The organism is Isoptericola sp. Y581, assembly GCF_059445475.1.
The window spans coordinates 58,294-77,558 of sequence record NZ_JCAIUK010000005.1; the positions used below are offsets into that span (position 1 = coordinate 58,294).

Consider the following 19,265-nt stretch of genomic DNA (forward strand, 5'->3'; position numbering starts at 1 on the left):
GAATCGATAAAACACGACTGGGTAAGCGTTGTCCAGCCCCGGGGTGTTCCGGGTCTCATCACGATCCGGCAACGAGGGTACGTTTTCCCGCGTCGTCGCAGGTCATGCGTTCGCCGCCGGCGGGTTCAGGCCGCGGCGAGCGCCGGAACCTCGGCCACCACGGCGTCCACGAGGCGGGCGTCCGTGCCGATGCCGGCGGGTAGCAGGCCGGGCAGCGCGAGCAGCGCCCGCGCGACGTCGGCCGGCGCCGCCGCGGCGGCGTCACCCCCGCCGGCGCCCGCCACCACGGCGGCCAGCTCCTCCGCGCGCGGGTCGTCCACCAGCCGTCCCGCGGCGACCTCCCGGCGCACCACCTCGCACCACGCCGCCAGGGCGAAGGCTGCCCCGCCCGGCACCTCGCCCGCCGCGAGCCGGTCGGCGACGATGCCGCCCCACCGGATCGGGATCTTCTGCGTGCCGTCCATCGACACCTGCACCGTGGTGTGCCCGGTGGCCGGGTTCGCGAAGCGCTCCAGCAGCGACTCCCCGTACGCGCGCAGGTCGGAGCCGTCGGGCGGGGTGAGCGTGGGCAGCGCGTCGTCGAGCATGAACGCCAGGGCGCGCTCGTGCAGCGCCCGGTCCGTCACCGCCTCGGCGAGGGTGGCGTGCCCGGCCAGTCGGCCCGCGTATGCGAGCAGCGAGTGCGTGCCGTTGAGCATGCGCAGCTTGGCCCGCTCCCAGGGCGCGACGTCCGCGGTGAAGGTCGCGCCCGCGGCCTCCCACGACGGCCGCGGCCCGGCGAAGCTGTCCTCGATCACCCACTGCCGGAACGGCTCCCCGACCACGAGCCCCTCGTCGCGCGCCCCCAGCTCGCGCTCCACGTCGTCCCGCTGCGCGGGGGTCGTGGCGGGCACGATCCGGTCGACCATCGAGCACGGGAACGTGACGTCCGTGGCGAGCCACGACCGCGGCCCGTCGCCCTCCGGCCCCGGCAGGGCGGCGTCCAGCGCCGCGCCCACCAGACCCTGCAGCACCCGGCCGTTGTCCAGCATGTTGTCGCAGGTGAGCACGGTGATCGGCCGCCGCTCCCCCGCGACCTCCGCCGCTCGCCACCGCGCCGCGAGCCCTCGCACCAGCAGCCCGATGGCGCTCTCCGCAGGCCGAACAGACCCTTCCTGCGTGCCAGCCACCTCGGCGGCGAGGGCGTCGAGGTCGGGGCGGACGCGGTCGACGTCGAGCCCGCCGTCGGCGCCGCGCGCGTAGCCCTTCTCGGTCACGGTGAGCGTCACGACGTGCGTCGTGGGCGCCGCGATCGCGGCGAGCACCCGGGGCGTCTCCTCCGCTGGCCAGGCGACGTCGAGCACCGAGCCCACCAGGTCCAGCAGGTCCACCATCGGCCCGTCCGTGCCGGCGGTCAGCACCGAGTAGACGCCGCCCTGCGGCCGGAGCTGGTCGCGCACGGACGCCGAGCGCTGCGTGACCCCGAGGATCCCCCAGCGCAGGTCGCCCGTGGCCCGCGCGGCGAGCTCGGTGAAGACGGCCTGGTGCGCGCGGTGGAACGCGCCGATGCCGAGGTGCACCACGCCCACCTGCTCGGGCGTCACGGGGGCGGCGAGGCGCGCGGGCAGGGCGGATCGGTGCAGGCGATCAGTCGTCACGGGCTTCCTTCACTTGGGCGACCAGCTGGGTCGGGTTCACGAATCTCAGGGCGACCACGAGCATGACGAGCATCGTCGTCGTGTACATGACCGCCATGGCGGAGACGAGCTGGCGGGCCTCGCCGCCGCCCGCCGACGTCATGGCGCGGTAGATCGCCACGACGAGCGTGTCGGACTGCGGGCCCGACACGAGGAACGTCAGCTCGAACATGCCGACCGTGCGCACGAGCACCAGGATCGACGCCGCAAGGATGCCGGGCACCAGCAGCGGGGCCAGGATCCGCGTGAAGACCTGGCGCAGGCCGGCCCCGCACATGCGCGCCGCGGACTCGATCGCGGGGTTGATCTGCTCGATGAACGGCGTCATCGTCAGGATGACGAACGGCACCGACGGCACCAGGTTGACGAGGATCACCGCCACCACCGACCGGCCCAGGCCGACCGAGTACATCACCGTGGCGAGCGGGATTCCGAAGGTGATGGGCGGCATGAGGATCGGCAGCAGGAACAGCACGTTGACCAGCCGCTTGCCCGGGAAGTTCCGACGCGCCAGCAGGTACGCCGCGGGCACGCCGATCAGCACCGACAGCACCACGACGGCGAGCGCCACGCCCACGGTCACGCCCACCACGTGCGTCAGGTCGAACCGGTCCCACGAGCTCGCGTACCACTCGGTGGTCCACTCGAGGGGCAGCCAGGTGTCGAACCACTGCCGCCCGAACGAGTCGACCACGACGGCCACGATGATGCCGAGCAGGAACACCAGGAACGCGGCCATCCCGGCCCACACGAACCAGGCGGACGGCGACGCGGCGAGCGACCTCTCGCCCGGGGGTCGCGCCCCCGCGCTCCGGGGGCGCCTCGCCAGGTTGTCGGTGGCCGTGTCGGTAACCGTGTCGGTGGCCGTGCCCCGAGCGGTGTCGGGGGTCTCGAGCGCGCTCATCCCTTGCCTCCTGTCGTTCCCTTGTAGAGCAGCGACCGCCAGGCGAGCACGACCGCGACGACGAGGAGCTCGACGACGCCCATCATGAGCGCGATGGTCGAGGCCATCGGGTAGTCGTTCTGCTCGCCGAAGGCGCGGAACGCCATCAGCGACATCACGCGCGTGGAGCCCATCGCGTCACCGACGAGGCGGGCAGAGGGGAACACCGAGAAGGCGAGCACGAACGTGAGGATGAACGTGGTGGCCAGGCCCGGCGCGAGCAGCGGGAGCGTGATGCGCCGGAACCGCTGCCACCAGCCCGCGCCGAGGGTGCGGGCCGCTGACTCGAGCGACGGATCGATGCCGGACAGGTACGACGACACCAGCAGGAACGCGAACGGGAAGCCCGTGATGATCAGCGAGAACATCACGCCCACGTAGTTGTTCACGAGCTGCACCGGCTGGTCCACCAGCCCCGTGGCCAGCAGGAACCGGTTGAGCCACCCCTGCCGACCGGCGAAGATCAGCAGGCCCTGCGCGGTGAGCACCGTGCCGAGGGTGATCGGCAGCACCAGCACCGACGTCATGAGCCGCTTGAACCGGAACCGGCGGCGCAGCACGAGCGCCACGGGGATCGACGCGAGCACGTTGAACAGTGCCGCGGGCAGCGCCAGGCGCATCGTGATCCACACGGAGTCGAAGACGAACGGGTCGCGGAAGAACGCCACGTAGTTCGCGAGGACGCCCCCGCCCCACTGCTCCTGGGTGGCCAGGTTCGGCTGGAACGTGAGCCCGATCCCGTACGAGAACGGGTACACGAACAGCGCGAGCGCGAAGACGAGCGCCGGCACCATGAGCCACAGCGACGAGTCGATGCCGCGCTCGGCCAGCCGGTGGCGCAGGCTCGCGGTGCTCCGCCCCGGCGGGGCGGCGACGGAGGTCATGCCGCCACCGCCTCCGGCCGGACGGCGCCGGTCTGCGCCGTCAGGTCGGCCGGGAACACGAGCACCCGGTCGGCCGCCGCGGTGAGCCGTACGGCGTCGCCCACCGCCGGGGCGGACGGCGTACGCACGTGCAGCATCGTGCCGTCGGCCGCCTGCACCACCACGGCGAACTCGCGGCCGTGGTACTCCACGACGGCCACCGTGCCCGCGACCTCGTTGCCGTCGCGCGGCTCCTGCCCGTCGGCGAGGACCGTGAGGTCGTCCGGGCGGACCGCCACCCGCACCGCGTCGTCCCCCGCGGCCACGTCGCCCACCGGGCGGCCTCGCAGCGTCATCCCGCCGACCCGCACCGACGCGCCGCCGGACGGGGCGCCCGTGCCCACTGCACTGTCGAGGCTGCCCGCCAGGATGTTGCGGTAGCCCATGAAGTCGGCGACGTGCCAGTTGCGCGGGTGGTCGTAGAGCTCGTCGGGCGTGCCGATCTGCTGCACCCGGCCCTCGCGCAGCACCACCAGCCGGTCGGCCAGGGACAGCGCCTCCTCCTGGTCGTGCGTCACGTAGATCGTGGTGAGGCCCAGCTCCTGGTGCAGCCGGCGGATCTCCGTGCGCATGTCGAGCCGCAGCTTCGCGTCGAGGTTCGACAGGGGCTCGTCCATCAGCACCAGGGACGGCTCGAGCACGACGGCCCGGGCGATCGCCACGCGCTGCTGCTGCCCGCCCGAGAGCTGGCCGGGCAGCTTCTTCGCGTGGTCCTCGAGCTTGACGAGGCCGATCGCCTCCGCGACGCGCCGGGCGATCTCCGCCCGGGGCAGGCCCCGCATCTGCAGCCCGAAGGCCACGTTCTTCTCCACCGTGAGGTGCGGGAACAGCGCGTAGCTCTGGAAGACCATCCCGAAGCCGCGCTTCTCGCTCGGCACGGTGTCCACCCGCTGCCCGTCGAGCAGGATCTGCCCGTGCGTCAGCGGGAGCAGGCCCGCCAGGCAGTTCAGCGCCGTCGACTTGCCGCAGCCCGACGGGCCGAGCAGGGCGATGAACTCGCCCGCCCGGACCGTCAGGTCGAGGCCCGCCAGCGCCTGGTGACCGCCGAAGCTGCGCCCGACGTCGCGCAGCTCCAGCGACTCGAACGTGCCGGCCGTGATCGCCATCTGTCCCTCACTCCTCCGTTTTCACTGGTCGGAGCGAGCCTTCGCTCCGCGACCGGCGAGTGCCTCGCTCCGCTTCCGGCGAGTGCCTCGCTCCGCTACCGGCGAGTGCCTCGCTCCGCTACCGGCGAGTGCCTCGCTCCGCTACCGGCGAGTGCCTCGCTGCGCTCGGCCCTCACCATCCGGTGCGCTCCGGCTCACTCCTCCTCTTTCACTGGTCGGAGCGAGCCTTCGCTCCGCTACCGGCGAGTGCCTCGCTGCGCTCGGCCCTCACCGTCCGCTGCGCTCCGGCTCACTCCTCCGTGTACTTGCCGGCGCCGATCTCGCGGTCCCAGATGTCGAAGGCCTTGACCATCTCGTCGGGGGCGAGCGGCGTCGTGGACGGCGCGGACTCGATGAGGTCGTCGTACCAGTCGCGGCCGAACTCCTCGATGACCTGCTGCGACTCCTCGGGCGCCTGGTCGAGGGTCGCGCCCTCGACGGCGGGGCCGGGGTAGAAGTAGCCGTGGTCGTAGGCCTTGGCGTTCTGCTCGGGCGTCAGGACGTCCTGCAGCAGCAGGAGGATCGCGGAGATCTTGTCGGCCGACTGGCCCTTCGGGATCGCCGCGTAGTGGGCGTCCGTGACCCAGGTGAAGTCGTCGAAGGCCGACGCCTCGAGCGTGTTCGGCAGGCGGCCGTCGGTGCGCGGCTCGATCTCCCAGCCGGTCGTCGTCGGGATCATGCTCCACGTGCCGTCGCCGACGTTGGTGATGACCTGGCCCGTGCCGGTCGGGTAGTTGTCGACGTACTGGCCGAGCTCATCGAGGTACGCCCAGGTCTTGTCCCAGCCGTTCTCCGGGTCCTTCGGGTCCTTGTCGCCCAGGATGTACGGGAGCCCCATGAGGAACGTGCGGCCGGGGCCCGAGTTGGCTGGGCGCGCGTAGCCGAACTTGCCCGGGTTCGCCTTGGCCCAGTCGAGCAGCTCCTGCGGCGTGGACGGCGGGTCGGTGACGACCTTCGGGTCGTACTGCAGCAGCGGCCCCGACGGGTAGTACGTGACCACGACGCCGTAGCCCTCGGCCAGGTCCTGCATGGCCGCCGCAGGCTCGAGGTAGTTCTCCTGGTTGGACAGACGGTCGCCGAACTCGTCGACGACCGGCACCCACAGGTCCTGCGCGATGCCGGACGACAGCCCGTCGTTGCCGGTGAGCACCAGGTCGACGGACAGGTTCCCGGAGTCGACCTGCGGCTTGACGATGCCGGTCACGTCGGGGGCGCCGCCGGTCTCCCACGAGACGGACGAGATGACGTCGGGGTTCGCCTCGACGAACGCGTCGACCATGGGCTCGGTGAGCTTCTGGTTGCCCGCGACGTCGAGGATGTGCAGCTCGACGGGCTCGGACGGGGTCTCCGGCACGTCGGCCGCGTCGGTGGCGGCGGGGCCGCCGCCGCCCTCCGGCTCTGGCGGGGCGCACGCGGCCAGCAGGAGCCCCAGGGTGGTGGCGCCGACGACGGCGACGGCGCCGGCACGGGAGCGGGTGGTACGCATGACTGCCTTCCTTCCCCCGGGCGACGGTGCCCGGGAACGGTGCCTCGACGTCTGCGTCGGGGCGGGTGAGCCGAGGTGCTCGTTATGCCGGCGGGACCCCGGTGGAATCGCGGATCACGAGCTCGGCGGGTAGCCGGTGCCGGGCGCTCGCGAGGGCCTCTGCCTCGACGTGCCCGACGTCGAGCCAGGAGAGCAGGAGGTCGACGGCCTTGCGGCCCAGCCCGGTGCGGGGCACCCGCACGGTCGTGAGGGCCGGGGACACGAGCGTCGCCACGTCGACGTCGTCGAACCCGACAACCGACATGTCCTGGGGCACGCGCACGCCGCGGCCTCGCAGGCGGTCCAGGATGCCGAGCGCCATGAGGTCGTTGAACGCGACGACGGCGGTGGCGCCCTGGGCGACGGCGTGGTCGGCCGCGGCGACCCCGCCGGAGAAGTAGGGGCGGAAGGACCCGAGCTCGAGCAGTGTCACGTCCCCGAGCCGCTCGGCCGCCGCCCGCAGGCCGTCCACCCGCCGGAGGCCCGACCACGAGGTCGCCGGGCCCGCCGCCACCGCGACACGGCGGTGGCCGAGCGCGTGCAGGTGGCCCAGCACCTGCGCGATGCCGTCGGCGTCGTCCACCGCCACCGAGGGGACGCCGGGCACGTCGCGGCTCACGAGGACGACCGGCAGGTGCGCGACCGCGCGCAGCAGCGTCTCGTCGTCGGAGCGAGGCGAGGCGAGGATGATCCCGTCCACCCGCTGCGCGAACTGCGCGACGAGGCCGGGCTCGGCCGCGGGGTCCTCCTCGGAGTCCGCGACGAAGACGGGGTAGCCGGCGGCGCGGGCGCGCGCCTGCACGCCCTTCGTCACCGACGCGAAGTACGGGTTCTCCAGGTCCGGCACCAGCAGGCCGATGGTGCTGGTGCGCCCGAGCCGCAGCCCGCGCGCGGTGGGGTTGGGGGTGTAGCCCAGCCGGTCCGCGGCGGCGAGCACCCGCTCGCGCGTCGTCGCGGAGACCTGCCCGGGCGCCGTGAGCGCTCGCGAGACGGTGGACACCGAGACGCCCGCGAGCTCTGCCACGTCGTGTGCGTTCGCCATCGCGCCTCCCTCCGTGCCTGGTCGCCCCGTCGTCTGGGCGTCATTCTGCAAACGATCCCGGGACGCGTCAAGGCCGTCGGCAGATTCCATGCCCGCGACCCCCGCCGTCGTGCGCCTCGCAGCTCGGAGATGGCTCGCTACCAAGGGTTGCGCACCAGACGCCGCCACGGCACCATGGTCTGCAATCGATCCCAGGACATCCCGCGGGCGCTGCTCTACAGGTGCCCCGACAACCCGGGCCGCGACGTCGTCGTCCGGCCCGATCCGACGAGGAGACGCACGTGGACGAGGCCTGGACCCTGCACCCCGACCGGGCGTTGCCCGCCGACCCGGTCACCCGGCCGCTGGCCCGGGAGATCTACGCGGCGGTGCGCGACCAGCCGCTGGTCTCGATGCACGGCCACGTGCCGGTCGAGTGGTTCGCCGACGACACGGCGTTCCCGGACCCGGCCCAGCTCATGGTGGTGCCCGACCACTACCTCACCCGCATGCTGGTCTCCCAGGGCGAGACGCTGCCCCGCCTCGGCGTCGGCTCCACGCCCGACGAGGACGTCGAGACCGACCCGCGCGAGATCTGGCGCCGGTTCTGCGCCGGCTGGAAGCACTTCCGCGGCACGCCCACGCGCTACTGGCTGGAGCACGCGCTCGTCGAGATCTTCGGCGTCACGCAGCGCCCGTCGGCCGAGACCGCGGACGCGCTGTACGACCAGGTCGCGGCGCGCATCGCCGAGCCGGACTTCCGCCCGCGGGCCCTGCTCGACACCTTCGGGATCGAGGTCATCGCCACGACCGACCCCGCCTGGGCCACCCTCGACGCGCACGCCAAGCTCGCGGCCGACGGCCTCGGTGACCGGGTGCTGCCCACGTTCCGGCCCGACCCGCTGCTGCGCCTCGACCAGCCCGCCTGGCGCGACGACGTCGCCCGGCTCGGCGAGGCGGCGGGCGTGGACGTCACGTCCTACGACCGCTACCTCGAGGCGCTGCGCACCCAGCGTGCCCGCTTCGTCGCCGCGGGCGCGCGCGCCACCGACCACGGCCACCTGTCCGCCGATACCACCCCCCTCGACGACGACGAGGCCCGACGCCTCTTCGACGCCGCACTCGCCGGCACGGTCACGGCCGCCGAGGCGCAGGCGTTCAGTGGGCACATGCTGTTCCAGATGGCCGCCATGTCCGCCGAGGACGGCCTGGTCATGCAGCTGCACCCGGGCGTGCTGCGCAACCACGCGAGCGGCCCGTTCGAGGCCTTCGGGCCGGACCGGGGCTACGACATCCCCGTCGTCACCGAGTTCACCCGCAACCTCCGGCCGCTGCTGGACGCGTTCGGCCACCACCCCGGCTTCCGTCTCATCGCGTTCACCGTGGACGAGGACGTGTACTCCCGCGAGCTCGCGCCCCTGGCCGGCGTCTACCCGGCGCTGCGACTGGGCGCGCCGTGGTGGTTCCTCGACGCGCCGGACGCGATGCGGAGGTTCCGCGAGTCGGCCACCGAGACTGCCGGGTTCAGCAACATGAGCGGGTTCGTGGACGACACGCGCGCGTTCTGCTCCATCCCCGCCCGGCACGACCTGGCCCGGCGCATCGACGCCGGCTACCTGGCCCGCCTGGTCGCGGAGCACCGCCTCGACCTGGACGAGGCGCTCGAGGTCGCCGTCGACCTCAGCTACCGCCTGCCCCTGGCCGCCTACACCCACCCCTGACCGACGGACGAACGAGCACGAGGAGAGTCGCGCAGTGAAGATGGGTTTCCGCTGGTACGGCAACGGCAACGACACGGTCAGCCTCGACCAGATCCGCCAGATCCCCGGGGTCGAGACGATCGTCTGGGGCCTGCACCAGAAGCAGGCCGGCGAGGTCTGGGAGCAGGCCGAGATCGACGCGGAGGTCGTGCACATCACCGGCCTGTCCGCCGAGGCGCGGGCCCGCGGCGTGACCCGGACGCTCGACGCGGAGGTCGTGGAGTCGGTCAACGTGCACGAGTCGATCAAGCTGGGCCGCACGGTGCTGGGGCTCAGCCGTGACGAGGCGATCGAGAACTACATCACCACGATCCGCCGGCTCGGCCGCGCGGGCGTGAAGGTCGTCTGTTACAACTTCATGCCGGTCTTCGACTGGCTGCGCACCGACCTGTGGCACCCGCTGCCCGACGGCTCGACCGCGCTGTACTACGAGAAGGCCGTCGTGGACCGGATGACGCCGGAGGGTCTCATCGCCGACATGGCGGCCGACTCCCACGGCCTCACCCTGCCGGGCTGGGAGCCGGAGCGGCTGGCGGGCTTCACCGAGCTGAACGCTGCGTACGAGGGCGTCACCCACGACGACATGTACGCGCACTACCAGTACTTCCTCGACGCGGTGATCCCCACCTGCGAGGAGTACGACGTCAAGCTCGGCGTGCACCCCGACGACCCGCCGTTCGACGTCTTCGGCTGGCCCCGCGTCGTGTCGAACAAGGCCGACCTCGCCCGCGTGCTCGACCTGCACCCGAGCCCGCACCACGGCCTCACGCTGTGCCTCGGGAGCTTCTCCGCCAACCCCGAGCACGACGCCGTCGACGCCGTGCGCACCTTCATGGACCGCATCCACTTCACGCACGTGCGCAACATCAAGCACGACGACCACGGCAACTTCAGCGAGGTCGGCCACCGGGCGGTCGAGGGCGACGTCGACACGACCGGCATCATGCGGGCGTACGCCGAGGCGGGGTACGAGGGGTACGTGCGCCCCGACCACGGTCGTCACCTGTGGGACGAGAACACCACCAACAAGCCGCGCCCCGGGTACGGCCTGTACGACCGGGCCCTGGGGGCCCAGTACCTTCTGGGCGCCTGGGACGCGTTCCGCTACGCCGGCTGAGCTCGTCGAAACGCTCCGCCGGCTGAGCGCGTCGAAACGCTCCGCCGGTTGAGCGCGTCGAAACGCTCCGCCGGCTGAGCCTGTCGAAACCCTCCGCCGGTTGAGCCTGTCGAAACCCCCTGCGAAAGGCAGACATGCACGACGAAAGGGCGCCGTCGGCGTCGTCCGAAATCGTTGTCGACCACGACGTCCATCCCGCCTGGCTGCCTGACGGTGCGCTGGCCGCGGTCGGCCGGCGGCGCGTCGCCCTCCGCATCCCCGACCTGTCAGGGCCACGCGGAGGTATACGGGCACCTGGCCCTGACAACTCGCGGGAGGTGGCGTCTACCCTGCGCGCGGAGGCCACGCGCGCGACGTCGGCGCACGGCGGCGCCGTCGTCGACCTCGACGACTCACCCGACCTCCTGCTTACCCTCACCCCGGAGCTGTCAGGCCCAGGTGCGGGTATTCCGTCACGTGGCCCTGACAACTCGACGGGCGGGTTCCGGGTCGTGCGCGACGGCGGTCGGGTCGCGGTGTCCGCGGCGACGGCGACCGCGCTACTGCACGGCTGGTTCCACGTGGTGCGGCTCGGGGAGGCGGCCTTCACCGGGCCCGACGCCGACGAGCGGCATGCCCCGGCCGTGGCCCTGCGCGTGCTCGACCACTGGGACAACGTGGACGTGCACCCCGTGATGGGGCAGGTGGAGCGCGGCTACGCGGGCGGGTCGATCTTCTATGCCGGCGGCCGGGTCCGGGAGGACCTGTCCCGGGTCACGACCTACGCGCGCCTGCTCGCCGCGGTCGGGATCGACCGCGTGGCGATCAACAACGTCAACGTGCACGCCCGCGAGGCGCGGCTGCTCACCGACGACCTGCCCGAGGTGGCGCGGATCGCGGCCGCCCTGCGGCCCTACGGCGTGCGCACCCACCTGGCGGTGAGCTTCGCGGCGCCGATGACGCTCGGCGGGCTGCCGACGTCCGACCCGCTGGACGACGACGTGCGCGCCTGGTGGCGCGCGGCCGCGGACCGGGTGTGGGCGGCGGTCCCCGACTTCGGAGGGTTCCTCGTGAAGGCCGACTCCGAGGGCCAGCCCGGACCGTTCGCGTACGGGCGCGACCACGCCGACGGCGCGAACCTGCTGGCCGAGGTCGTGGCGCCGCACGGCGGCGTCGTGCACTGGCGCGCCTTCGTCTACGACCACCGGCAGGACTGGCGCGACCGCTCCACCGACCGCGCCCGGGCGGCGTACGACCACTTCGCCCCGCTCGACGGCCGGTTCGCCGACAACGTGGTGGTGCAGATCAAGCACGGGCCGATGGACTTCCAGACCCGCGAGCCGGTCTCCCCCGTGCTCGCCGCCATGCCGCGCACCCGCCTCGCAATCGAGCTGCAGGTGACACAGGAGTACACGGGCCAGCAGCGGCACGCGTGCTACCTCGCGCCGTGGTGGAGCGAGAACCTCGCCTTCCAGCCCTGGGGTTCGGGAGAGGGTGCGGGCGAGGGTTCGGGCGACGTCGAGGATGACGGGCGGGCCGTACACGACGTCGTCACGAACGGCGGGATCGCCGCCGTCTCGAACGTCGGCGACGACCGGTTCTGGACCGGCCACCCGCTCGCCCAGGCGAACCTGTACGCCTTCGGGCGGCTCGCGTGGGACCCGACGCTCGACCCGGCCGCGATCCTCGACGAGTGGATCTCCCTCACCTTCGGCCGCCCGGACGCGCCCGGCGAGGACCCGGTCGACCCGCGGGTGCGCGAGGTGCTGCACGCCGTCCTGGACGACTCGTGGCGCACGTACGAGGCGTACACGGCGCCGCTCGGCGTGGGGTTCATGGTGCGGCCGGGCCACCACTACGGCCCCGACGTGGACGGCTACGAGTACACCCCGTGGGGTACGTACCACTTCGCCGACCGCGACGGCATCGGCGTCGACCGCACCCGGGCCACCGGGACGGGGTCCACCGGCCAGTACCCCGCGCCCTGGCGCGACGTCTACGAGAGCGTCGAGACCTGCCCCGACGAGCTGCTGCTGTTCTTCCACCACGTGCCGTACACGCACGTGCTGCACAGCGGGGTCACCGTGATCCAGCACGTCTACGACACGCACTTCGCCGGCGTCGAGCGGGTGCGCGACATGGTCGCGGCGTGGGAGTCGCTGGCCGGGCTCGTCCCCGCGCACGTGCCCGCCGACGTCGACGCCCGGGTCCGCGGGCTCCTCGCGGAGCAGCTGCGGTCGGCCACCGAGTGGCGCGACCAGCTCACCACCTACTTCTTCCGCAAGTCCGGCATCCCCGACGTCCGCGGCCGGACCATCTTTTGACCCGTCGGAGCTGTGGGCGTGAGATCGGGGCTATTCGATGCCGGATAGTCCCCGATCTCACGCCCACAGCGCCTGCCGGCGGGTCGTCGCGGTCCGGGAACCGGTAGCCCGGGATGAACACGATCTCGGCCCAGGTCAGCACCTCCAGGCCGTGGGCCACGTGGTACGAGAGCCCGTCCCCGCCGGCGACCAGACCCGGCGACGACCCGCAGACCCGCACCTCATAGGGCATGCTTGGTCGCGTCGTGAACACCTGGGCGGGGATGCCGACGCCGAGGGGCTTCGCGCCTTCGAGCACGAGGACGGCGACGCGGTGCTGACGCGGTTCCGGCACGGGAGGCAGGCTAGACGCAGGCGCCCGGGTCCGTGAGCGCCCCGGGCCGCCGTCGACGACGCGACATGCCCGGCACCAGCTTCCGCACGTCCGCCCATCCCCCGAGGAGCACGCACCCCACATGACGTCCACGACACACCAGGCGCACGGCATCGACCCGGCCGCCGTCCTCGACCTGCTCCACGACCTGGAGCAGCCGGGCCTGGACCCGCACGCCCTGGTGATCGCGCGGCACGGCATGCCGGTGGTGCGCGGCACGTGGGCGCCGTACCGCGACGACCTGCCCGGCCTCGTCTACTCGGTGTCGAAGACGTTCACCTCGATCGCGATCGGGCATCTCGTGGCCGAGGGCCGGCTGTCGACGGGCGACCTGGCCGGCACGGTGCTGGGCGTGCCCGACCCGGCCGGGATCACGGTGCGGCACCTGCTCAGCATGAACACGGGCCACACGGTGGAGCAGGTCGCGCAGATCGGCTTCGACTCCCGGCGGCTGCTCGGCACGGCACCGGAGCACGCGCCCGGGACACACTTCGTCTACAGCTCACCCGCGTCGATGACGCTGTCGTCGATCGTCACGACGCTCACCGGCGAACGCCTCGCCGACTACCTGCGCCCGCGCCTCCTGGACCCGCTCGGCATCGTCGGCTCCTGGTGGATCCCGCTCCGCGACGGCGACCTGGACATCGACCAGGGTTTCTCCGGGCTGCACCTCACCGCCGAGGACGTCGCCCGGCTCGCCGTCGCGATGGCCGACGGCGGCCGGTACGGCGGCGTCCAGGTGATCCCCGCCGCGTGGGTCGCCGAGATGCCGCGGGCCTGGTCGGACAACGCCGTCGACCCGGACGCCCATCCGGACTGGCGGGCGGGCTACGGCTACCAGGTGTGGCGCAACCGGCGCGGGTTCCGGGCCGACGGGGCGTACGGGCAGTTCGGCCTCGCCGTGCCGGAGCTGGGCCTGGCCGTCGGCTACCTGGGCGCGACCCGGACGACCGACCGGGTGCTCGACGCGTTCTGGCGGTTCGCCGGCCGGCTGTCCGACGGCCCGCTCCCGACCGACGACGACGGTACGGCCGGTGTGGCCGCCGGCCCGGCCGCTCGCCTGGACGCCCTGGACGCCCGCCTGGACGCCCTGGACACGTGGCCCCGGCACATGGAGCCCGACCCGGAGCCGACCCCTGCCGACGTCATCAGCCCGGTGCCGTGGACGCTGGTGTCCCGCGACGAGGACGCCTGCACGTTTGCCGTCGGCGACGACGTCCTCACCGTCACCGACGGCTCCTGGACGACGCACGTGCTCTCGTGGCCGCACCGGACGCACGAGGTCACCGGGGGCGCTGAGTCGCAGGACGACGTGCTCGTCCTCTCCGTCCGGTCCCGGGCGGCGGGCGACGGGCGCACCGAGATCCACGCCGTCGTCCCCACCTCGCCCCACCGGCTCGTCGCGCGCGGGCTCCCCGGCGAGCGGCTCGACCTCGCCTGGCTGACGACGCCCCTGTGGCGACCGAGCCTGTCGACGCTGGCCGTGCCCCGCGCGCTCGCCGCGCGGGCCGGCGCCTACCGCGAGCCGGCGGGCCGCGTCCGCGCCGAGACGAGCCCCGACTCGTAGGCGAACACGACGAGCTGCGCCCGGTCCCGGGCCCCCAGCTTCGTCATCGCGCGGCTCACGTGCGTCTTCGCCGTCAGCGGGCTCAGCACCATCCGCCCGGCGATCTCGTCGTTGGACAGCCCGTGGGCGACCAGCGCCACCACCTCGCGCTCGCGCGGGGTGAGGAGCCCGAGCCCGTCCGCCCCGACCGCGTCGGGAGGGCGGGCGACGAACTCGCTGATCAGCCGCCGCGTGATCGCCGGCGAGAGCAGCGCGTCGCCGCGCACCGCCGCGCGCACGGCCTCCAGGAGGTCGGCCGGCTCCGTGTCCTTCACGACGAACCCGCACGCCCCGGCCCGCAGCGCCTCGAACACGTACTCGTCGATGCCGTAGTTGGTCAGCACGACCACGTGCACGTCGGCCAGCGCGTCGTCGGCGGCGATCTCCCGGGTGGCGGCGATGCCGTCGAGCCCGGGCATCTGCACGTCCATGAGCACGACGTCGGGCCGGTGCTCGCGCGCCACCCGGACGCCGTCGTGCCCGTCGGCGCCCTCGGCGACCACCTCGACGTCGTCCTCCGCGTCGAGCAGGGCCCGGATGCCGGACCGGATCAGCGCCTGGTCGTCGACCAGGCCCACCCGGATCACCGGCGACCCGCGGCGTCGGACGAGGGTTCCGGCGCGGCGCCGGGCGAGGTGTCGGGCGAGGTGTCGGGCGAGGTGTCGGGCGCTGCGCCCGGCAGCGGGAGGGTCACGCGGACGGAGAACCCGCCGGCGTCGCGCGGCGCGGCGCGCAGGCTGCCGCCGAGGGCGTCGACGCGCTCGCGCATGCCGGTCAGCCCGTGGCCGGGGTCGGGCGGGCCCGGGGCGCCGCGGCCGTCGTCGTCCACCTCCAGGGCGAGCTCGGTGGGGCCGAACCCCACGCGGACGGTCGCCGCCGCGCCGGGGCCGCCGTGCCGGGCGACGTTGGTCAGCGCCTCCTGCACCACGCGGTAGGCGGCCTCGTCGACGGTGGCCGGCAGGGTCCGCCGCGTCCCGGCGACCGTGACGGTGGTGGGCACCCCCGCCCCCTCGGCCCGCTCCACCAGCGCCGTGAGCCGGTCGAGCCCGTTGCCGTTGGGCTCCCCGTCGCGGCGCAGCACGTCGAGGGTGGACCGCAGCTCCCGGGCGGCGTCGGTGCTGGCCTCCTGGATCGCGAGCAGGGCGGGCGACGGCTCCTCGCCGCGTTTGCGGGCGAGGTGCGCGGCCACCCCGGCCTGCACCTTGATCACGGAGATGCTGTGGGTCAGCGAGTCGTGCAGCTCGCGGGCGATCCGCAGCCGCTCCTCGACCGCGCGGCGCCGAGCGGTCTCCTCGCGCGTGCGCTCGGCGTCGTCGGCGCGCTGCACCACCTCGCGCACGTACGCGCGCCACTGGAGGACCGCCACGGCGGCGGCCCCCAGCGAGACCAGCCAGCCAGCCGCGAGGATCCGCTGCCGCGCCCGTTCCGTCACCATCTCGGCAGCGTAGGCGTGCCCGGGCACGCCCCGCATCCGCCGCGGGGAGCAGCCTCCGCGTACTCCGAGCGCGGTACGCCCGACCGGCGCGCCCACCCGGGCCGGTACGCGCAGGTGTCACCGAGGGGCAGACGCGCTCCGACCCCGGCCCGCGAAGGATCGGGACCACGGCACGACGACCCGACAGGCCCCGCACCGGAGGAGACCAGCATGAGCATCCAGACAACGAGAGAGACCCCGCGCGGCCGGACGTCCGGCGCGCCCACCGCGATGGGCGACGTCCTCACGCCCGGTGACGAGGGCTACGACGACGCCCGCCGCACCACGTTCGCCACCGGCCGCCCCGCCCTCGTGGTCCGCCCGCACGACGAGCGGCAGGTCGCCGCGGCCGTCGCCCATGCGAACCACGAGGGGCTGGCGCTGTCGGTGCGCTCGGGCGGACACGGCTCGCTCGGCCACGGCACCAACGACGGCGGCGTGGTGATCGACCTGCGGCACCTGGACGCCGTCGAGGTGGTGGACGCCGGGCGGCACGTGGTCCGGGTCGGCGCGGGCGCCACGTGGGGCCGGGTCGCGGCCGCCCTCGCCCCGCACGGCCTCGGGATCACGGCCGGGGACACCGCCAGCGTGGGCGTCGGCGGGCTCACGCTGGGCGGCGGCGTGGGGTGGATGGTGCGCCGGTACGGGCTCGCGATCGACAACCTCGTCGCGGCGCGGGTGGTGGTCGCGGACGGCCGGACGCTCGTCGCGAGCGCCGACCAGCACGCCGGCCTGTTCTGGGCGCTGCGCGGCGGTGGCGGCAATTTCGGCGTCGTGACCGGCCTCGACTTCGTCGCCGCCCGCGTACGCGACGTACGGTTCGGCGCGATCACCTACGCGCCCGACGACCCCGCGCGGCTGGTCGCGGGCTGGCGCGACCACCTGCGCACCGCGGACGAGGAGCTGACCAGCACGCTGCTGCTCGTGCCGTCGATGTCCGGCCGCCCGGCGGCCGCGACGGTGCTGGTGTGCGCGTCGCACGACGACCCGGCGGCGGCCGACCGGGCGATCGAGCCGCTGCGGCGCCTCGGCCGGGTTACCGACGACTCCCTCGCGACCGTCCCGTACGCGAGCACCCTCGCCGAGGGCGGGCACCACCCGCCGGGCCTGCGCGTCGTCGGGCGCAACGTGCTCGTGCCCACCCTCGACGACGACGTCGTCGCGGCGCTCGTCGCGGCCTTCGAGGGCGACCGGCCCACCGTGCTGGCGGTCCGCAGCCTGGGGGGCGCGTTCTCCCGCGTGCTCCCGGACGCGACGGCGTTCGCCCACCGCGACGCGGAGGCGATGGTCGTGGGCGGCGCCCTCCTCCCCGCGGACGCGAGCGGCGCCGACGTCGAGCTCGCGCTCGGCGGCTGGGACGGCGTCGCCGCGCACGGCACCGGCGCCTACGTGAACTTCCAGGGCACGGCCACCGCGGCCGACCTGCACGCCGCGTACCCGCCGGCGACGCTCGCCCGGCTGCGGGCGGTCAAGCGCGCCTACGACCCGCGCAACCTCTTCGACCGCAACCTCAACGTCGCGCCCGGCACTGACGGCACCGCCCGCTCGGACGGGCCGGCGGCGTGAGGCCGGCGTTCGAGGTCGAGGGCCTCGTCAAGCGGTTCGGGGCGACGACGGCGCTCGACGGCATCGACCTGCACGCGAGGCCGGGCAGCGTGCTCGGCGTCCTGGGGCCCAACGGGGCCGGCAAGACGACGGCGATCCGGGTGCTCGCCACCCTGGTGCGGGCGGACGCCGGGCGGGTGGTGGTCGACGGCATCGATGTGACCCGCGACCCGGTCGCCGTGCGCCGGCGGATCGGGCTCACGGGCCAGTACGCCACCGTCGACGAGGACCTCACCGGCACCGAGAACCTGGTGCTGTTCGGACGGCTGCTCGATCTGCCCACGAGCGTGGCGCGGCGGCGCGCCGACCGGTTGCTGGACCAGTTCGACCTGACAGAGGCCGCCGGACGGCGCGCCTCGACGTACTCAGGTGGGATGCGACGGCGCCTCGACCTGGCGGCCAGCCTTATGGGCTCCCCGAGCGTCCTCTTCCTCGACGAGCCCACCACCGGCCTGGATCCCGGCAAGCGCGAGGAGATGTGGCAGAGGATCCGCGGCCTGGCCGACGACGGCACCACCGTGCTGCTCACCACGCAGTACCTCGAGGAGGCCGACGCGCTGGCCGACGAGATCTCCGTGATCGACCACGGCCGCGTCATCGCCCACGACACCCCGGCGGGGCTGAAGCAGCAGGCCGGCGGGCAGACCGTGGTCGTGCGCCCCCGAGACCCAGCGCGGACCGCCGGCGCGGCGGACGTCATCGGGCGGGTCACCGGCCGCCGGCCGGCCGGGCGACCCCGCAGCGGCGCCGTCACCGCCCCTGTGGCGGGCCAGCGCGAGTTCGCCGACATCGTGCGCGGGCTCGAGGACGCGGACGTCGCCGTCGCCGAGGTGGCGCTGCGGCTGCCCAGCCTCGACGAGGTGTTCTTCACGCTCACCGGCCGGCCGCCCGACGGCGCCATCACCAGGGAGGAATCATGACGGACACGCTGGGCACGACCCGCTCCGAGACCCCTCCGCGACCCCCGCAGGGCGCGGCCGACCCGCCGTCGCGGCGCTGGCCGCTGGCACGCCACAGCCTGGCGCTGGCGCACCGCGCACTCGTCAAGACCCTGCGCAACCCGGGCGAGCTGATGGACGCCGTCATCCTGCCGGTGGTGTTCCTCGTCCTGTTCGTCTACCTCTTCGGGGGAGCCGTCGCCGGCTCGACCCAGGAGTACCTGCAGTACCTGTTCCCCGGCATCCTCGTGCTGACCACGGTGCTCACGGGGCAGATCGCGACGGGCCTCAGCATCGTGCAGGACATGAAGAAGGGCGTCTTCGACCGGCTCCGCAGCATGCCCGTGCCGCGGGCGGCGATCCTGACCGGCTCTGTGCTCGCGGACGCCGTGCGCTACGTCATCGCCCTCGTCGTCCTGTTCGGCGTGGGGTACGCGATGGGCTTCCGCGTCGAGACCGACCTGGCCTCGACGCTGGCCGCCTGCGGCCTCGCGATCGGCCTCGGCTTCTCGCTGAGCTGGCTGACCGTGCTGATCGCCGTGGTGCTGCGCGACGAGATCATGGTGACGACCGTGGGGTTCCTGCTGCCGTTCCCGCTGGTCTTCGGCACCGGGATGACCGCGCCGACCGAGACCATGCCCACCTGGCTGCAGGCCTGGGCGGAGGTCAACCCCGTCAGCCACGCGATCGAGGCCAGCCAGGGTCTGCTGCTCGGCGGGCCCGTCGCCGGGCCGGCGGCGGCGACGCTCCTGTGGAGCGGGGCCTTCCTCGCCGTCTTCGGTACCGCGGCCGTGATCGCCTTCCGCCGGGTCGTGTGAGGCGCGCGACCCCGCGAGGTAGTTCGAATCTGCGCGAG

At 73.7% G+C, this 19,265-nt stretch carries 15 protein-coding genes; 7 read left to right on the top strand and 8 right to left on the bottom strand.

Annotated features, from left to right (window positions below; translation table 11 throughout):
• Window positions 1-125: 125 nt before the first annotated feature.
• The 6 genes from AC1C2W_RS10735 to AC1C2W_RS10760 all read right to left on the bottom strand — a co-directional run bounded on the left by AC1C2W_RS10735 (window position 126) and on the right by AC1C2W_RS10760 (window position 7,254).
• The gene (locus AC1C2W_RS10735; RefSeq protein ID WP_495413084.1) at window positions 126-1,637 is read right to left on the bottom strand and encodes a mannitol dehydrogenase family protein; all 1,512 of its coding nucleotides are present in this window, start codon (window positions 1,635-1,637) and stop codon (window positions 126-128) included.
• A complete protein-coding gene (locus AC1C2W_RS10740) occupies window positions 1,627-2,580 on the bottom strand; it encodes an ABC transporter permease (RefSeq protein WP_495413085.1) in 954 nt (317 codons plus the stop codon). Before AC1C2W_RS10740 ends, AC1C2W_RS10735 begins: the two co-directional genes overlap by 11 nt.
• Window positions 2,577-3,503 carry an ABC transporter permease gene (locus AC1C2W_RS10745; protein WP_495388852.1) on the bottom strand — a complete coding sequence of 309 codons (927 nt, stop codon included), beginning with the start codon at window positions 3,501-3,503 and terminating at the stop codon, window positions 2,577-2,579. Before AC1C2W_RS10745 ends, AC1C2W_RS10740 begins: the two co-directional genes overlap by 4 nt.
• On the bottom strand, window positions 3,500-4,648 hold the full coding sequence (locus AC1C2W_RS10750; protein ID WP_495388853.1) for an ABC transporter ATP-binding protein: 1,149 nt from the start codon (window positions 4,646-4,648) through the stop codon (window positions 3,500-3,502). The genes AC1C2W_RS10745 and AC1C2W_RS10750 overlap by 4 nt, the downstream gene beginning before the upstream one ends.
• 289 nt (window positions 4,649-4,937) lie before the next feature.
• Entirely contained in the window at window positions 4,938-6,173 is a 1,236-nt protein-coding gene (locus tag AC1C2W_RS10755) for an extracellular solute-binding protein (protein ID WP_495413086.1), read from the bottom strand.
• Window positions 6,174-6,255: 82 nt separating this feature from the next.
• A complete protein-coding gene (locus tag AC1C2W_RS10760) occupies window positions 6,256-7,254 on the bottom strand; it encodes a LacI family DNA-binding transcriptional regulator (protein WP_495413087.1) in 999 nt (332 codons plus the stop codon).
• Between the two features lie 281 nt (window positions 7,255-7,535).
• Between AC1C2W_RS10760 and uxaC the strand changes: the two genes are divergently transcribed.
• From uxaC to AC1C2W_RS10780, 4 genes are all read left to right on the top strand, one after another.
• Window positions 7,536-8,954, top strand: coding sequence for a glucuronate isomerase (uxaC, locus tag AC1C2W_RS10765; protein ID WP_495413088.1), 1,419 nt, complete (start codon window positions 7,536-7,538; stop codon window positions 8,952-8,954).
• Between the two features lie 40 nt (window positions 8,955-8,994).
• Window positions 8,995-10,110, top strand: a complete 1,116-nt coding sequence (locus AC1C2W_RS10770; protein WP_495389135.1) for a mannonate dehydratase — start codon at window positions 8,995-8,997, stop codon at window positions 10,108-10,110.
• A 134-nt stretch (window positions 10,111-10,244) separates the two neighbouring features.
• Window positions 10,245-12,413 carry an alpha-glucuronidase gene (locus tag AC1C2W_RS10775; protein WP_495413089.1) on the top strand — a complete coding sequence of 723 codons (2,169 nt, stop codon included), beginning with the start codon at window positions 10,245-10,247 and terminating at the stop codon, window positions 12,411-12,413.
• A 455-nt stretch (window positions 12,414-12,868) separates the two neighbouring features.
• Complete coding sequence (locus AC1C2W_RS10780) at window positions 12,869-14,353, top strand: serine hydrolase domain-containing protein (protein WP_495413090.1); 1,485 nt, start codon at window positions 12,869-12,871, stop codon at window positions 14,351-14,353.
• Here AC1C2W_RS10780 and AC1C2W_RS10785 read toward each other — a convergent pair.
• Both AC1C2W_RS10785 and AC1C2W_RS10790 read right to left on the bottom strand, forming a co-directional pair.
• Window positions 14,302-14,979 (bottom strand): response regulator, encoded by a 678-nt coding sequence (locus AC1C2W_RS10785; RefSeq protein ID WP_495413091.1) that lies wholly within the window; start codon window positions 14,977-14,979, stop codon window positions 14,302-14,304. The two genes, AC1C2W_RS10780 and AC1C2W_RS10785, sit on opposite strands and share 52 nt — an antisense overlap.
• Window positions 14,976-15,827, bottom strand: coding sequence for a sensor histidine kinase (locus AC1C2W_RS10790; protein ID WP_495413092.1), 852 nt, complete (start codon window positions 15,825-15,827; stop codon window positions 14,976-14,978). Before AC1C2W_RS10790 ends, AC1C2W_RS10785 begins: the two co-directional genes overlap by 4 nt.
• 210 nt (window positions 15,828-16,037) lie before the next feature.
• Here AC1C2W_RS10790 and AC1C2W_RS10795 point away from each other — a divergent pair, with 210 nt between their 5' ends.
• The 3 genes from AC1C2W_RS10795 to AC1C2W_RS10805 are packed head-to-tail and all read left to right on the top strand — an operon-like array spanning window position 16,038 to window position 19,227.
• Complete coding sequence (locus tag AC1C2W_RS10795) at window positions 16,038-17,432, top strand: FAD-binding oxidoreductase (RefSeq protein ID WP_495413093.1); 1,395 nt, start codon at window positions 16,038-16,040, stop codon at window positions 17,430-17,432.
• Window positions 17,429-18,391, top strand: a complete 963-nt coding sequence (locus AC1C2W_RS10800; protein ID WP_495413094.1) for an ATP-binding cassette domain-containing protein — start codon at window positions 17,429-17,431, stop codon at window positions 18,389-18,391. The genes AC1C2W_RS10795 and AC1C2W_RS10800 overlap by 4 nt, the downstream gene beginning before the upstream one ends.
• The gene (locus tag AC1C2W_RS10805) at window positions 18,388-19,227 is read left to right on the top strand and encodes an ABC transporter permease (RefSeq protein ID WP_495413095.1); all 840 of its coding nucleotides are present in this window, start codon (window positions 18,388-18,390) and stop codon (window positions 19,225-19,227) included. The genes AC1C2W_RS10800 and AC1C2W_RS10805 overlap by 4 nt, the downstream gene beginning before the upstream one ends.
• The last annotated feature ends 38 nt before the right edge of the window (window positions 19,228-19,265 follow it).

Bases quoted from the DNA above. Each gene is read 5' to 3' on its own strand.
- AC1C2W_RS10755 (WP_495413086.1), bottom strand. From the start codon at position 6,173: ATGCGTACCACCCGCTCCCGTGCCGGCGCCGTCGCCGTCGTCGGCGCC.
- AC1C2W_RS10770 (WP_495389135.1), top strand. From the start codon at position 8,995: ATGGGTTTCCGCTGGTACGGCAACGGCAACGACACGGTCAGCCTCGAC.
- AC1C2W_RS10740 (WP_495413085.1), bottom strand. From the start codon at position 2,580: ATGAGCGCGCTCGAGACCCCCGACACCGCTCGGGGCACGGCCACCGAC.
- AC1C2W_RS10745 (WP_495388852.1), bottom strand. From the start codon at position 3,503: ATGACCTCCGTCGCCGCCCCGCCGGGGCGGAGCACCGCGAGCCTGCGC.
- AC1C2W_RS10780 (WP_495413090.1), top strand. From the start codon at position 12,869: ATGACGTCCACGACACACCAGGCGCACGGCATCGACCCGGCCGCCGTC.
- AC1C2W_RS10805 (WP_495413095.1), top strand. From the start codon at position 18,388: ATGACGGACACGCTGGGCACGACCCGCTCCGAGACCCCTCCGCGACCC.
- AC1C2W_RS10795 (WP_495413093.1), top strand. From the start codon at position 16,038: ATGAGCATCCAGACAACGAGAGAGACCCCGCGCGGCCGGACGTCCGGC.
- AC1C2W_RS10775 (WP_495413089.1), top strand. From the start codon at position 10,245: ATGCACGACGAAAGGGCGCCGTCGGCGTCGTCCGAAATCGTTGTCGAC.
- AC1C2W_RS10790 (WP_495413092.1), bottom strand. From the start codon at position 15,827: ATGGTGACGGAACGGGCGCGGCAGCGGATCCTCGCGGCTGGCTGGCTG.
- AC1C2W_RS10750 (WP_495388853.1), bottom strand. From the start codon at position 4,648: ATGGCGATCACGGCCGGCACGTTCGAGTCGCTGGAGCTGCGCGACGTC.
- AC1C2W_RS10760 (WP_495413087.1), bottom strand. From the start codon at position 7,254: ATGGCGAACGCACACGACGTGGCAGAGCTCGCGGGCGTCTCGGTGTCC.